General features: G+C 34.7%; 14 protein-coding genes. 8 read left to right on the top strand and 6 right to left on the bottom strand.

Going from position 1 to position 14,001, the window contains the following annotated elements; translation table 11 throughout:
• The first annotated feature begins 68 nt into the window (after positions 1-68).
• Positions 69-305, top strand: a complete 237-nt coding sequence (locus EYD45_RS05410) for a hypothetical protein (protein WP_130963361.1) — start codon at positions 69-71, stop codon at positions 303-305.
• Between the two features lie 67 nt (positions 306-372).
• On the opposite strand, the gene EYD45_RS05415 is transcribed toward EYD45_RS05410, so the two are convergent.
• Complete coding sequence (locus EYD45_RS05415) at positions 373-3,138, bottom strand: M16 family metallopeptidase (RefSeq protein ID WP_130963363.1); 2,766 nt, start codon at positions 3,136-3,138, stop codon at positions 373-375.
• A gap of 187 nt (positions 3,139-3,325) precedes the next feature.
• Between EYD45_RS05415 and EYD45_RS05420 the strand changes: the two genes are divergently transcribed.
• The 7 genes from EYD45_RS05420 (at position 3,326) to EYD45_RS05450 (ending at position 8,990) form a co-directional block, all read left to right on the top strand.
• Positions 3,326-4,090, top strand: coding sequence for a ParA family protein (locus EYD45_RS05420; RefSeq protein ID WP_130963365.1), 765 nt, complete (start codon positions 3,326-3,328; stop codon positions 4,088-4,090).
• 3 nt (positions 4,091-4,093) lie between these two features.
• Positions 4,094-5,011: a ParB/RepB/Spo0J family partition protein gene (locus EYD45_RS05425; protein WP_130963366.1), complete on the top strand. Its 918-nt coding sequence runs from the start codon at positions 4,094-4,096 to the stop codon at positions 5,009-5,011.
• Positions 5,001-5,618, top strand: a complete 618-nt coding sequence (locus EYD45_RS05430) for a DUF5683 domain-containing protein (RefSeq protein WP_130963368.1) — start codon at positions 5,001-5,003, stop codon at positions 5,616-5,618. Before EYD45_RS05425 ends, EYD45_RS05430 begins: the two co-directional genes overlap by 11 nt.
• Before the next feature lie 26 nt (positions 5,619-5,644).
• Positions 5,645-6,349, top strand: a complete 705-nt coding sequence (dapB, locus tag EYD45_RS05435; RefSeq protein ID WP_130963370.1) for a 4-hydroxy-tetrahydrodipicolinate reductase — start codon at positions 5,645-5,647, stop codon at positions 6,347-6,349.
• A gap of 67 nt (positions 6,350-6,416) precedes the next feature.
• On the top strand, positions 6,417-8,033 hold the full coding sequence (gene lepB / locus EYD45_RS05440) for a signal peptidase I (protein ID WP_130963371.1): 1,617 nt from the start codon (positions 6,417-6,419) through the stop codon (positions 8,031-8,033).
• Positions 8,034-8,059: 26 nt separating this feature from the next.
• On the top strand, positions 8,060-8,680 hold the full coding sequence (locus EYD45_RS05445) for a WbqC family protein (RefSeq protein WP_130963373.1): 621 nt from the start codon (positions 8,060-8,062) through the stop codon (positions 8,678-8,680).
• Position 8,681: 1 nt separating this feature from the next.
• The gene (locus tag EYD45_RS05450) at positions 8,682-8,990 is read left to right on the top strand and encodes a DUF6122 family protein (protein WP_130963374.1); all 309 of its coding nucleotides are present in this window, start codon (positions 8,682-8,684) and stop codon (positions 8,988-8,990) included.
• A gap of 6 nt (positions 8,991-8,996) precedes the next feature.
• Here the strand turns inward: EYD45_RS05450 and EYD45_RS05455 are convergent, their stop codons facing one another.
• The 5 genes from EYD45_RS05455 to mutL are packed head-to-tail and all read right to left on the bottom strand — an operon-like array spanning position 8,997 to position 13,916.
• On the bottom strand, positions 8,997-10,022 hold the full coding sequence (locus EYD45_RS05455) for an endonuclease/exonuclease/phosphatase family protein (protein ID WP_130963376.1): 1,026 nt from the start codon (positions 10,020-10,022) through the stop codon (positions 8,997-8,999).
• A 40-nt stretch (positions 10,023-10,062) separates the two neighbouring features.
• Entirely contained in the window at positions 10,063-10,416 is a 354-nt protein-coding gene (locus EYD45_RS05460; protein ID WP_130963377.1) for a four helix bundle protein, read from the bottom strand.
• A 54-nt stretch (positions 10,417-10,470) separates the two neighbouring features.
• Entirely contained in the window at positions 10,471-11,316 is an 846-nt protein-coding gene (locus EYD45_RS05465) for a rhomboid family protein (RefSeq protein WP_130963379.1), read from the bottom strand.
• Complete coding sequence (locus EYD45_RS05470; protein WP_130963381.1) at positions 11,316-12,062, bottom strand: rhomboid family intramembrane serine protease; 747 nt, start codon at positions 12,060-12,062, stop codon at positions 11,316-11,318. Before EYD45_RS05470 ends, EYD45_RS05465 begins: the two co-directional genes overlap by 1 nt.
• A 3-nt stretch (positions 12,063-12,065) precedes the next feature.
• Positions 12,066-13,916: a DNA mismatch repair endonuclease MutL gene (mutL, locus tag EYD45_RS05475; RefSeq protein ID WP_130963383.1), complete on the bottom strand. Its 1,851-nt coding sequence runs from the start codon at positions 13,914-13,916 to the stop codon at positions 12,066-12,068.
• Positions 13,917-14,001 lie beyond the last annotated feature (85 nt).

Consider the following 14,001-nt stretch of genomic DNA (forward strand, 5'->3'; position numbering starts at 1 on the left):
TTTTATTTTAAGTTTTTAATGGGACTTTACTTCAAATTTTAGACCTTTGACTATCAATTCTACACCTTATGCGACAACTAAAGCTAATTTGGGATTTTCGTGGGCCAGATGCCTTAAAAATTGCGGAGCATCATGAAATCCATTTAAAGGAATATATTAATGCCCAACATATTTCTTTGAATATTACTGGTTTTGAATCTGTTAATGAATTACACGCCATAGCTTTTATGGTAGTAGTTGAAGATGAAATGAAACCTGTAAGAGATGCTTTAAAACCACATCGAGGGCAAGTATATCAGCAATAGCTCTTCTATATTGACAAAAAAAGCCAAATCTTTTTGATTTGGCTTTTTATTTTAAGTAGACTATTGATTAATCCACTTTTGTCTCGTTCTTAATTTCCGGTGCCTTTTCAAAATCTCCCGCATTCACTACCGTCCATTCATCAAAAGGTTTAAAGTATTTTTTAATTACCTTATTTACATCCTCAACAGTCAAAGAAGTTACTCTATCTTCAATTTTTTTATAGAACATCATATCTCTATCAAAGTACAGATTATTGTTTATGGTTCCTGACAACTCATTATCCTTTGCCCTTGATACGCTTTGTCCTTGCACCCAGTTTGTCACAGCAACTTTTAACTCCTCCTCTGTGATACCATCTTTAATAAAACGGTCTATTTCTTCATTAAATCCTTTTTGAACCTTGCTTGCATTTTCAGGTGCATAAATAGCATATACTAAAATTGAAGATTTAGCATCTTTAGGATCTCTATCTGAATTAACGTAACCACCAGCACCGTAGCTCACACCATCTTTTTGCCTTAATCTTGTACTAATTCTAGAGTTTAAAACACCGCCTCCAAATATTGTGCTTGCTACTTGCAATGCCGCATAATCTTCATCAACTTGACTACCTTCAAAAGACATCAAACCAATACTGATAGCATTTTTCTTGTCTGGTGTTTTTATTTTCTCATTAACCGCTTTATTCAATCTGTAAGGATCTGAAATCGGCTCATAAGGTTTATTCACTTTAAAATCAGCAAACTCTGTTTCAAAGTAAGTCTTTAACGCTTCTTCATCAATGTTACCTATAGCAACCAATGTAGCATTATCAGAAATACCGTAAAACTCTTTGTAATAATCTTTTAAGGCATCTACCGTCGCTGCATTTATATTTTCAATATCATCTTCTATGGATGGCGCATACAATGGATGACCTTTTTCATAATGCTGATTTAGACTGCTTAATTTCTTACTTGCTAAAAACTGAGGTTCTGTTTTATTGCGCTCAATATTTGCGAGGTCAGCTGTTTTTAATTTTTCTAATTCTGCTTCATTAAACGCTGGATTTTTTAACATATCCGTCATTAATGCTACAGTCTCCATTAGGTGTTCCTCGGTAGTACTAATGTTTGCACTTATTCTACCATTAGAACCTGAAAAACGGATAGAAGATTTTAGAGCACTTAACTTATCTTCAATCTCTTGCCTAGAATTATTGGTAGTACCTTTATTAAGCATTCTGGCAGTATAGCTTGCTATTCTACCTTTATTCATAAAGTCATTAACATTACCGTTTCTTATAATAAAAGATAAATTCACCGTTTTTCCACGATTATTTTTCTTTATAAAACCATACTCAATAGGTGTTTTTTGAAGTTCCCCAGAATTTAATCGGTTTTGGATATTTTTGTAAGACACATCAAAAGCTTCTCCAGCATCAAGTCCTTCTTTTCCTTTATAGTTGGTAACTAATTCCTCTAAGCCTTCGGTATGCTCAATTTCTACTCTAATTGGTTTTTCAGTTGGCTTAAACAAACCTACGGTTCTATTGGTTGGAATAAGATAACGTTGCACTGCTGCATTTACTTTATCAGCTGTAACAGCTTCCACCCTGTCTCTGTGAATAAAAGATAGTCTCCAATCGCCAGCTCCAATAAATTCGCTCATGAACGTTCCCAAATATGCTGAATTTCTACTTATTTGGTCATACTGCTTTAAAAGGTTTGCCTTGGCACGTTTTACCTCTTCGTCAGTAATTGGGTTATTTTTTAAATCATCTAAAAGATTCAGCATAGTACTTTCTGCCTCAACCAGAGATTTTTCTGAAGGCACATTCACATTAATATACAAGAACGAAGGCTCTTTTGTAAAAGGTGAATATGAATACATACTTGCAGCCTTCTTTTCATCTACTAAAGCTTTGTATAATCTTCCTGATGGATTATCAGTTAAAATCTCTTCTGCAACCGCCATAGCCGCGTAATCCTCATGAGACCCCGCTGGTAAATGATACAATGCCGATACTAATTGCAATTCTCCAACACGACTTAACTCTACCCTACGTTCGCCATCTTGAGCAGGTTCTATGGTTGGCACATCATTTAAAGGTGTGCTTGGATTTTTTAAATCGCCAAACTTATCCTCAATAAGCTCTAGGGTTTTATCTTTTTCAAATTTACCCGTTATCATTAACACCGCATTAGCTGGACGATAATACTTTTTATAAAACGCTTGCAAATTCTCAATTGGAACACGCTCAATATCTGAACGATTACCAATAGTCGGATTTCCATAATTATGCCATAAATAGGCTGTATTGATTACTTTTAATCGCAAAACATTTCCAGTGGAATTCTCTCCACTTTCAAACTCATTTCTCACAACTGAAAATTCAGATTCTAGATCTTCCTTGGCAATGTAAGAATTCAACATTCGGTCTGCTTCCAAATCCAATGCCCATTCTAGGTTGTCATCAGTGGCGTTAAATGTTTCAAAATAATTAGTTCTGTCGTAGTACGTAGTTCCATTAGGTCTCGCGCCGCGTTCGGTAAGTTCCTTAGGAATATCAGGATGGTTTGGCGTACCTTTAAAAACCATATGCTCAAGTAAGTGCGCCATACCTTTCTCACCATAACCTTCATGTTTTGAACCTACTAAATATGTAATGTTAACGGTAATGGTTTGGGCAGAATTATCTGGAAACAATAAGACTTTCAATCCGTTATCCAAAACGTATTCTGTAATACCTTCAACTTCGGCAGTCTTTTTTATTTGTGCATTAAGTTGAAATGACATGGTTGTAATAAGTAATACAATCATTGCATTTCTTAAAGAATAATAGCTTTTCATGATGTTAAATTTTTATTTTCCCAAATTTCCAATTTCAATAAGATAATTTCTCACAATAAAATGTTAAACTTTTAAGACTTCATCGCGCTAAATAAGAGGTAAAAGTTATCCAACCTATGTTAACAAGTTAGGTTTTTATTACTCACAAATAATTGTATTTTTACGCATTAAAAAACCAAATCAATCCATGGGCAAAATCATTGCAATTGCTAATCAAAAAGGAGGCGTGGGTAAAACCACAACTTCTGTGAATCTAGCGGCTTCATTAGGTGTTTTAGAGAAAAAAGTGCTGTTGATAGATGCCGATCCTCAAGCTAATGCTACTTCCGGATTGGGCATTGATGTAGAAAGTGTTGAAGTAGGTACATACCAGCTTTTAGAGCATACAAATTCTGCTAAGGAATCTATAATTGCTACGGAAACGCCAAATTTGGATATTATACCTGCGCATATTGATTTAGTAGCTATTGAAATAGAGTTGGTTGATAAAGATGAGCGTGAGTATATGCTTAAAAAAGCATTGGGTGCTATAAAAGATAATTACGATTATATTTTGATTGATTGTGCGCCATCTTTAGGTTTATTAACTTTAAATGCACTAACAGCTGCAGATTCAGTTTTAATTCCTATTCAATGCGAATATTTTGCTTTGGAAGGCTTAGGTAAATTATTGAATACCATCAAAAGTGTACAAAAAGTGCATAATCCTACGTTAAATTATGAAGGACTATTGCTTACTATGTATGATTCGCGCTTAAGATTATCAAACCAAGTGGTGGAAGAAGTACAAAAACATTTTAATGATATGGTATTTAACACCATAATTCAACGAAATGTACGTTTAAGTGAAGCACCTAGTTACGGTGAAAGCATCATTAATTATGATGCTGGTAGTAAAGGTGCTAGTAATTACTTAAGTTTAGCTGAAGAAATTATTACTAAAAACTCCTAAATTATGGCGAAGGCAACAAAGAAACAGGCTTTAGGTAGAGGCTTATCTGCGCTTCTAAAAGACCCAAGTAATGATATCCAATCTGTTCAAGATAAAGATGCTGATAAGGTTATTGGTAATATTGTTGAATTAGATATCGCATCCATTGAAGTAAATCCGTTTCAGCCTCGTACAAATTTTAGCGAAGAATCTTTACAGGAATTAGCATCGTCTATACGCGAACTGGGAATCATCCAACCTATCACAGTTAGAAAGATAGAGTTTAACAAATATCAATTAGTGTCTGGTGAGCGTCGTTATCGGGCGTCTAAATTAGTAGGTTTACAAACTATTCCTGCTTATATTAGAATCGCTAACGATCAAGAATCGTTGGAAATGGCTCTAGTTGAAAATATTCAACGCCAAGATTTAGACCCGATTGAAATCGCGCTATCCTATCAACGATTAATAGATGAAATAAATCTTACGCAAGAACAAATGAGTGAGCGTGTAGGGAAAAAGCGTTCTACCATTGCAAATTATTTGCGCTTGCTAAAACTAGATCCTATTATTCAAACGGGTATGCGAGATGGGTTCATTTCGATGGGTCACGGTCGCGCATTAATTTCTGTAGAAGACCAAAGCGAGCAACTTGATATTTATGAAAACATCTTATCAGAAAAACTTTCGGTAAGAGAGACTGAAGAATTGATAAGGCAGCATAATAATCCGGACGCCGAAAGTGTTCAATCTTCTTCAAAACTTAGCGATTCAGAAGATATTCCAAAACATGTTAAAAAAGGCATAAAAGAATTTTCGGAATACTTTGGACATAAAATTGACGTTAAAGTCTCTAAAAATGGGAAAGGTAAAATTATTATCCCTTTTCATTCCGAAGAAGATTTCAACCGAATTAAAAAATTAGTGCAGCGTGCCAAATAAACTCTTTTTAGCAGGTTTTATCACTCTGTTTTGTTGCTTTATTTCCTTTTCCCAAGAAAAAGATAAACCAACACAAGATAGCATTCCAGAAGCTGTAGTAATTAAAGACACCATAGTAAAAACCAAACCAATTGACCCTTTAAGACCTGCAAAAGCGGCATTTCTATCTGCGGTTTTACCTGGTTTAGGGCAAGCTTACAACAAAAAATATTGGAAAATCCCCATTGTTTATGGTGCATTGGGTACTGGCATGTATTTCTATTTGACCAACGACAAAGAATACAGAAGGTATCGCGATGCGTATAGACGACGATTGGCTGGTTTCCAAGATGATGAGTTTTATTTCGATTCTCAAGGCAATCAGCTATCATCTCCAAGAGTTACCGATGATGGCTTAATTAGAGCGCAGGAGTTGTTTAGGCGAAATAAAGAGGTTTCGCTTTTGGTGACTATTGGGCTATACGCCTTAAATATTATTGATGCCAACGTTGATGCGCATTTATTACAATATAATGTGGATGAAAATCTTACCTTAGCGCCACATTACGAACTGAACGACATGGATATGAGCAGTACCGTAGGACTGAGTTTAAACTGGAAATTTTAATCCATAATGAACATTAAGTAAGACATATGAATATAGCTTTACTAGGATATGGCAGAATGGGGCAAACCATTGAAAAAATTGCAATTAGCAGAGGGCACAACATTGTTTTAAAAATAGATAAGGACGATACCGATTACGACATCACAAAAGCCGATGTAGCTATTGATTTTAGTATACCATCAGTAGCATTCGGTAATATTTCAAATTGTTTAAAACATGGCGTTCCTGTGGTTTCTGGAACTACAGGATGGTTAGCAGATTACGATAACGCCGTGGCGTTATGCAAAGAGAAAAACGGTGCATTTATATATGCTTCAAATTTTAGTTTAGGTGTCAATATATTTTTTGAGTTGAACAAAAACTTAGCTAAAATGATGAGCAATCTGTCTCAATATAAAGTTACCATGGAGGAAATCCATCACACTAAAAAATTGGATGCACCAAGCGGAACTGCTATTACTTTAGCGGAAGGTGTTATTGAAAACAATGAAAATTATAAAGCTTGGAAATTGGATGATGCAGCTGGAAAAACTATTCCTATTACGGCAAAACGTATTGCTGATGTTCCTGGAACACACACCGTTAATTATGAAAGTGAAGTTGACACTATATCCATAGAACACATTGCCCATAATCGTCAAGGTTTTGCACTTGGTGCCGTTGTAGCAGCGGAATGGCTAGTTGGGAAAACAGGAATTTTCACTATGAACGATGTGTTAAATATTGGTTAACAGCATTAATTATTGTAACAAGAATTACGTTTTTCGCTCTAATGAGCGTTTTAAAAAAGATTAAAAGATGACTCTTACTCAGTGGCTTGTATTTTTATTAATCATTCAAATCATCCATGGATTAGGCACATGGAAACTTTATATTAAAGCTGGACGGCAAGCTTGGGAAGCATTTGTTCCTGTATACAATGGCGTTGTGTTAATGAAAATTATCAATCGCCCTTGGTGGTGGATTATTTTGCTCTTCTTACCTATTGTAAATCTCATTATGCTCATGGTAGTTTGGGTAGAAACCGCCAGAAGCTTTGGTAAAAACACATATCTAGATACCTTTTTAGCTATTGTTACTTTAGGGTTTTACAATTATTATTTGAATTATCTAGCTGATGTAACGTACGTTGAAGACAGAAGCTTGATGCCAAAATCCAGCTCTGGAGAGTGGACAAGCTCTATATTATTCGCAATAGTAGCTGCAACTATAGTACATACCTATTTTATGCAGCCATTCACTATTCCATCTTCATCTTTAGAAAAATCGCTATTGGTTGGAGATTTTCTGTTTGTAAGCAAGTTTCATTACGGTGCCAGAGTACCTATGACTACCGTTGCATTACCAATGGTTCATGATAGCATTCCTAAACGAATTAAAATTAAAGGTGTAAAAATCCCTATTCCCTTTGGAGGTAAGAAATCTTATTTATTTGATGATCATATAGAAAGTGGCTCATGGAAAAACAAATTACAGCTACCATACACTAGAATCCCGGGATTTCAAAAAATTAATCGCAACGATATTGTGGTGTTCAATCAACCAGCGGATACATTGCTGGATATGAATGATTTTACACCAGATAGAAACTATTATAAACCAATAGATAAAAAAACTAACTTAGTAAAGCGATGTGTTGGCCTGCCAGGAGATTCTTTAGAAGTAAGAAATGGTTTTGTCTTCATCAATGGTAAACAGAATGAATTACCTGACAGGGCTAGGCTTCAATTTAGTTACCTGGTTCAGCCAAAAACAAATCAATTTAATCCAAAATACTTAAAGGAACGGTATGATATCACAGATGGTTTTGGGATTATAAATCAGCAAAACACATATTACTTCTCGGCAATTTCGGATGAAGCCGCTGCACAATTCAAAAATCATCCAAATGTTCAAAATATTGTTATAAACAAAAAAGAAAAAGGTGTTAAGGGAGCAGATATTTTTCCTGACCACCCTGACTACAATTGGAATATAGATTTTTTCGGTCCATTATATATCCCTAAAAAAGACGCTACAATCGATATTAATTTAGAGGTTTTACCATTATACAAACGTGTTATTACTGAATATGAAGGCAACACCTTAAAAGTTCAAGGGAATCAAATTCTAATTAATGGCGAAGTAGCTAACACTTATACATTCAAGCAAGATTACTATTGGATGATGGGTGATAACCGCCATAATTCCATAGATGCCAGACGTTGGGGCTTTGTACCATTTGACCATGTGTTTGGAAAAGCTGTTTTTGTGTGGATGAGTTGGGACGGCTTCCCAAATGCAAGATGGGAACGTTTCTTTACCACAGTTCATGGAGAAGGTAAACCAATTTCATACTTAATTCCATTTTTGGTGTTGTTATTGGGTTGGATTGGGTTTAACAAGTGGCGCAAACGTAAAAAAGCGAAGTCATAAAACATAAACTGGAAAATTGAAGTTTAATGGATATACTCATTCATCCCACATATTTTCCAAATATTGCTCACTTTTCGGCTATTGCACAATCTGAACAAACCACTTTTGAACTTGCCGATAGTTTTGTAAAACAAACCTATCGCAACAGATGCTATATTTATGGCGCCAATGGTAAATTATCCTTGACTATCCCCGTAATTTATTCCCAAAAAAACAGACAACTTTACAAGGATGTAAAGATTTTTAATGCCGAAAAATGGCAATTGCAACATTGGAAATCATTAGAATCTGCCTACCGCACCTCTCCCTTTTTTGAATTTTATGAAGACGAACTAAGGCCTTTGTTTTTTGAAGCCGAAACACATTTAATGAACTTTAATTTGAAATGTTTTCAAACCATATGTGATTGCTTACAACTGGAAATAGAAACTACAAGAACTAAATCTTTTGAAAAAACATTAATCGACCAAACCGATTTTAGGTTTTTGGTTGATGCCAAAAATGAACTTGATTTTGGTTTTGAAAATTACACGCAAGTGTTCCACAATAAGCATGGTTTTATACCAAATCTTAGTATTCTAGATTTGTTGTTTAATGAAGGCCCTAATACCTTAAATTATTTAGAGTCTCAAGCCATCGCTATATAATATGATTCAGCCCATAGCACATTACGGTTGTCATCTTCTGTTACCTCTTTTGGTAGCAGTACTCTTTTTTAAAGTAAATTGGAAAATAGCATATCTCATCATGCTTGCTGGATTTTTGATTGATATAGATCATTTACTGGCTAGCCCAATTTTCGATCCCAACAGATGCAGTATAGGCTTCCATCCGTTGCACTCCTCTTTCGCTATTTTGTTTTATATTTTTTTATGCTTCCCAAAGAAATCTCGAATAGTAGGCTTAGGATTGGTAATTCACATTATTGCTGATGTGGTAGATTGCACTTTTATCTAATAAGATTTAACCCTTCAAATCTAAAGTAGTCATAATAGGATAATGGTCTGAATAATGCGCATTATATGCCTTAAACCCGTTTACATCAAAGTCTTCATCAGCTAAGATAAAATCAATTCTAATAGGAAAAAATTTAAAATCATAGGTGCGTCCAAATCCATTACCAGCCTCCTTGAAGGTGTCATTTAAATCGCCTTTAATATTCCTGTAAACATATGAAAAGGCAGTATTATTAAAATCGCCGCAAATAATCATTCTGTAAGGACATTGCTCTTTATGCAATAAGAATAGTTCCGTTTGAAATTGCTGCATCTTAAATGTGTTTCCTACACGCTTAAACAGTCGCTCCGAATTTTCCTTTTTTAGACTTTCTGCTTTTGTATCTATTCGCATAGATTCCAGGTGCACATTATATACGCGAACCGTATCTGATTGTATTTGAACATCGGCATATATGGCATTATTGGATGTTTCAGGAAACTCTACCGAACCAGAATTCACTATTGGAAAATTTGAGAAAATGGCTTGTCCGTATTTGGTCTTTTTTCCAGATAGCTTTTCATATTTATACTTGTAAAAAGACAAATCTACATTTTTATGGGGATGATATTCCTGTAAGCTTAAAATGTCTGGAGCTTCTGTTTTTATCAGGTCAACAATTTTAGTTTCAATACTATCTTTAGGAATCCATTTGTACAAATTAAACAAGCGCACGTTAAAATTCATCACTTTAAAATTCCCTTCGGTGTCCACCTGCTTTGAGGATGAAAACTTGTAAAGCGACCCAAATGAAAAGTAACCAATAGCCAAAACCACAAGGGATAACATAAACTTTTTTTTCAACTTTACCAGCCAATACAAAAAGAACAGGACATTTATTAGAATTAAAAATGCTACACCTAAACTTAAAACGGAAAGTATAGAAAATGTTTTTGGAGGCAAGAAGGGCAAAACATAAGATAGCAGGAGCACTATAGCTAATATTCTATTGATGAACCAAAGTACTTTATCAATAAAACTTGCTTTTTTCATAGTTATTCAACGCTTGATGACCGTTGCTTGGTGACCGAAGTTATTTAAGGTTATTCCTGAAAGCGACCATCATATTCATGAGATAAAACGCCTCATCATAATACTTTTCAAATTGACTTTCATTTATATAACTCCTGTATTTAGCTTTATGTAAACAAGTCACCACCTCAGCCAATGATCTGATGGCATATCCGACAAATTTATTTTGCTCCAAATTCGATTGCCCTATTGAACCTTCTGAAATATTAAGTGCAACTGAATCCATTGCTCGTAAAAGTTGCGAAGATAAATTATATTTCTCCTTAGCTGGAAATCTATCTACAAGAAGATTTACATCTTCACCCATTTCCATTGACTTCTGCCATATTTTTAGTTTTTCAAACTTAAACTTCATATTACAACATAAATTAAAGGCTTCCGTCAACGGTCAACTATCAAATACCATTTACTATTTTCCTGCTCTAAAGAGAAAATCCTTTTCTTCAGCGGTTAGACTATCATAACCACTTTTACTGATTTTATCTAAGATAACATCCACTTTCTTCTGGTTGTTAAACTCTTTAAAATCGGCTTTAGTATATCCACCAACCTTACTTTTATTTTTGTGTACGGTTTTAAGAGGACTTTTCTTTTTAAACTTAAAAAAACTGATGATAGTATCCATGAATTTTTCAAATCCTTTACCAATATCATTCCCTTTGGTAAGTTGTTTTGCATAAACAAAACCCAATAACGCACCTCCCAAATGTGCTAAATAACCACCACCATTATCTCCAAAAAGCCTTAGTGCATCAATAGTAACAAAAAAAGCACCTATATACCATAATTTAATATTGAATGTGAAAATGCGCACTTCCTGTTGCGGCATATAAGTACATAAAAAAATTAATACTGCTATTACTGAAGCTGATGCACCGACCAAAGCATCTCTTGGATTACTCTTTGGTAAAAAATCGTAAAACAATAGATATATAATTGCCCCACTAATACCTCCTAAAAAGTAAATATTCAATGCCATTTTAGACGAAAACAAGTTTAAAAACATCCGCCCAACAAAGTACAACAGCAACATATTGAAAATTATGTGCGACCAACCACTATGCACAAAAGCATAAGTAATAATACTCCATGGCTTTAAGATTAGCTTACTAAATTCAACAGGTAATTGCAACCAAGATATTAAGGGAGAAAACACTAAACTTAAAAGAAAAACAGCAACGTTAATCACGATTATTTTCTCTAATATATTTAATCGTGACAGTTTATCTTTTATGTCTTGATTTAAAGATGTCATTAATACCAACGATTTCGGTTAAACTGTGTTTTTTTCCAGTACCACATGATGATTGCTCCTGTTATAGCTCCACCTACGTGGGCAAAGTGTGCAATGTTTACACCTCCAAAAATAGATTGTCCTGAAAGACCCAGAAAAGTTTCAAGAATAAGTATACCTGGAATAAAATATTTTGCTTTTACAGGTATTGGTAAAAAAATCAACATTAATTCAGCATTGGGGTTCATAATACCGAAAGCTGCTATGATTCCCATTAAACATCCCGATGCCCCTACCATACCAGTATTAAAAATTTGAAAAATATCTTCCAACTGCTCAAATTGAACTCTAGAAACACCTGTTGGAGGAACCCCTGATGACAGTGATTTAATAAGTTCCGATTCAGTATAACCTGAAGTCACTAATTCGTTAAATGTTGGTAAAAACCTAAAATAATATTCCCCTAACTGTAAAGCTAAAGCCCCTAATCCAGCCGAAAAGTAAATGAATAAAAAACGCTTGGAACCTAAAGCTTGCTCCACAGGAGAGCCAAACATCCACAATCCAAACATATTAAGTGCTAAGTGCATTAACCCACCATGCATAAACATGTGTGTTACAATTTGCCACGGCTGAAACGCCGGGTTTTTTGGAAAATACATTGTAAACCAATTAGAAAAAAGGTCATTCCCAATTGCTATTGTCCCCACAAACATTATCACATTAATGATAATTAAATGCTTTACGGTATCTGTAATCCTCATCATAATCTAAATAAACTTTTTATCTAATTCATCTGTACCCACAGTAATAAAAGTAACTCTATTAGTAGGTGAAACATTAGGTTCTTTACAAGCAAATAACTTGTTTACAATATGTTCTTGCTCATCTTTTTGCAGTGATTGCCCTGTCTTGATGGCTAAACTTTTTGCCATGGATTTTGCTAACAAATCGGTAGCACTAAAATTAGCATCAGGCACTTCATTTTGCACATCACTAATCAACTGCTCTAAAATGATAGAAATTTCACTTTCAGGTACTGTTACAGGCACACCTTTAATTTCTATGGATTCATCCGTGACATTTGAAAACACAAAACCTGTATGTTCCAAATCCTGCTGCAAGTGCTTCACTATTTCCATTTCTTGCGATGAAAAATGTAATTCCAATGGAAACAATAATTGCTGACTTACTCCTTCCTTAACCGTTATGTCCTTTAAAAAATCCTCATACAAAATTCGCTGATGTGCCCTGTGCTGATCTATAACCAACATACCAGATTTTATGGCGCTTATAATGTATTTATTATGCAATTGAAAGGTAGAATTTGCAGTGTCAGAAGTTTCGTTTTCTTCAAATAATGCACTGGTTTTTTCTTCACTTTCAAAAGTAAGTTCACTAAAATCGGAAGGCTCACCGTTACTTTTGGACTCTAATCCCACATACAAACTATCCCAATTATCTGGAGTTTGTTTAAATGTGGTAGTTTGTCTGCCATGTTTTGGTTTAGCTTCCTGAAACGGATTAAAATTACTATCCACTTCTATTTTTGGTGGACTGGTTCCAACATTATTTTTATTGTAAGGTGTATCTAAAGTAGCATCACGTTCAAAATCTAGAACCGGCGCAATATTAAACTGGCCCAAACTATGTTTTACCGCCGAACGTAAAATGGCGTATAAGGTATGTTCATCGTCAAACTTAATTTCTGTTTTAGTTGGATGAATGTTAATATCAATAGTTTGTGGATTTACCTTTAGATTTAAAAAGTAACTTGGGTGCGTGCCCGTTTTCAAAAGCCCTTCAAAAGCAGATAAAATGGCATGATTGAGATAGGCACTTTTGATAAATCGATTGTTGACGAAAAAGTATTGCTCTCCCCTTGTTTTCTTAGCAAATTCTGGCTTTCCCACAAATCCTGAAATCTTTAAAACCTCAGTATCCTCTTCAACAGGCACTAACTTCTCATTGGTTTTATTGCCAAAAATGTTTACAATGCGCTGGCGATAATTACTAACTGGTAAATTAAAGGTTTCACTTCCATTATTGAACAATGAGAAACTAATATTAGGATGCGCAAGCGCTACCCTATGAAATTCATCAATAATATGACGTAATTCTACTGTATTGGATTTTAAAAAATTACGACGCGCTGGCATATTAAAAAACAGATTTTTTACTGAAATCGAAGTGCCTTTTGGCGTCACTACAACGTCTTGAGACGTTACTTCGCTTCCTTCAATCACAATACTAGTACCAACATCATCAACTTCCTGTTTTGTTTTCAATTCCACATGGGCAATGGCAGCTATACTCGCCAAAGCCTCTCCTCTAAATCCTTTGGTGTTTAATTGAAATAAATCATCGGCATTTCTAATTTTCGAGGTAGCATGACGCTCAAAACTTAAACGGGCATCGGTAACACTCATGCCTTTGCCATTGTCTATAACTTGAATAAGCGTCTTTCCTGCATCTTTAACAATGAGTTTAATAACATCTGCCCCAGCATCAATAGCGTTTTCCAATAATTCCTTAACCACTGAAGAAGGCCGTTGTACAACTTCTCCAGCGGCTATTTGGTTAGCAACGTGGTCTGGTAAAAGTTGAATGACATCTGACATATAAAATTATGAAAGCCCATAATGGGCATTTAAAAATTAAAAATTGTTTTGCTCTAAATTAACAACACCTTGATGATACAAACTC

It is taken from the genome of Hyunsoonleella flava (assembly GCF_004310325.1).
Classification (GTDB): domain Bacteria; phylum Bacteroidota; class Bacteroidia; order Flavobacteriales; family Flavobacteriaceae; genus Jejuia; species Jejuia flava.

Excerpts from the sequence above, each read along its gene's own strand:
- EYD45_RS05410 (WP_130963361.1), top strand. The coding sequence starts at position 69 with ATGCGACAACTAAAGCTAATTTGGGATTTTCGTGGGCCAGATGCCTTA.
- EYD45_RS05415 (WP_130963363.1), bottom strand. The coding sequence starts at position 3,138 with ATGAAAAGCTATTATTCTTTAAGAAATGCAATGATTGTATTACTTATT.
- EYD45_RS05420 (WP_130963365.1), top strand. The coding sequence starts at position 3,326 with ATGGGCAAAATCATTGCAATTGCTAATCAAAAAGGAGGCGTGGGTAAA.
- EYD45_RS05425 (WP_130963366.1), top strand. The coding sequence starts at position 4,094 with ATGGCGAAGGCAACAAAGAAACAGGCTTTAGGTAGAGGCTTATCTGCG.
- dapB (WP_130963370.1), top strand. The coding sequence starts at position 5,645 with ATGAATATAGCTTTACTAGGATATGGCAGAATGGGGCAAACCATTGAA.
- lepB (WP_130963371.1), top strand. The coding sequence starts at position 6,417 with ATGACTCTTACTCAGTGGCTTGTATTTTTATTAATCATTCAAATCATC.
- EYD45_RS05445 (WP_130963373.1), top strand. The coding sequence starts at position 8,060 with ATGGATATACTCATTCATCCCACATATTTTCCAAATATTGCTCACTTT.
- EYD45_RS05450 (WP_130963374.1), top strand. The coding sequence starts at position 8,682 with ATGATTCAGCCCATAGCACATTACGGTTGTCATCTTCTGTTACCTCTT.
- EYD45_RS05455 (WP_130963376.1), bottom strand. The coding sequence starts at position 10,022 with ATGAAAAAAGCAAGTTTTATTGATAAAGTACTTTGGTTCATCAATAGA.
- EYD45_RS05460 (WP_130963377.1), bottom strand. The coding sequence starts at position 10,416 with ATGAAGTTTAAGTTTGAAAAACTAAAAATATGGCAGAAGTCAATGGAA.
- EYD45_RS05465 (WP_130963379.1), bottom strand. The coding sequence starts at position 11,316 with ATGACATCTTTAAATCAAGACATAAAAGATAAACTGTCACGATTAAAT.
- EYD45_RS05470 (WP_130963381.1), bottom strand. The coding sequence starts at position 12,062 with ATGATGAGGATTACAGATACCGTAAAGCATTTAATTATCATTAATGTG.
- mutL (WP_130963383.1), bottom strand. The coding sequence starts at position 13,916 with ATGTCAGATGTCATTCAACTTTTACCAGACCACGTTGCTAACCAAATA.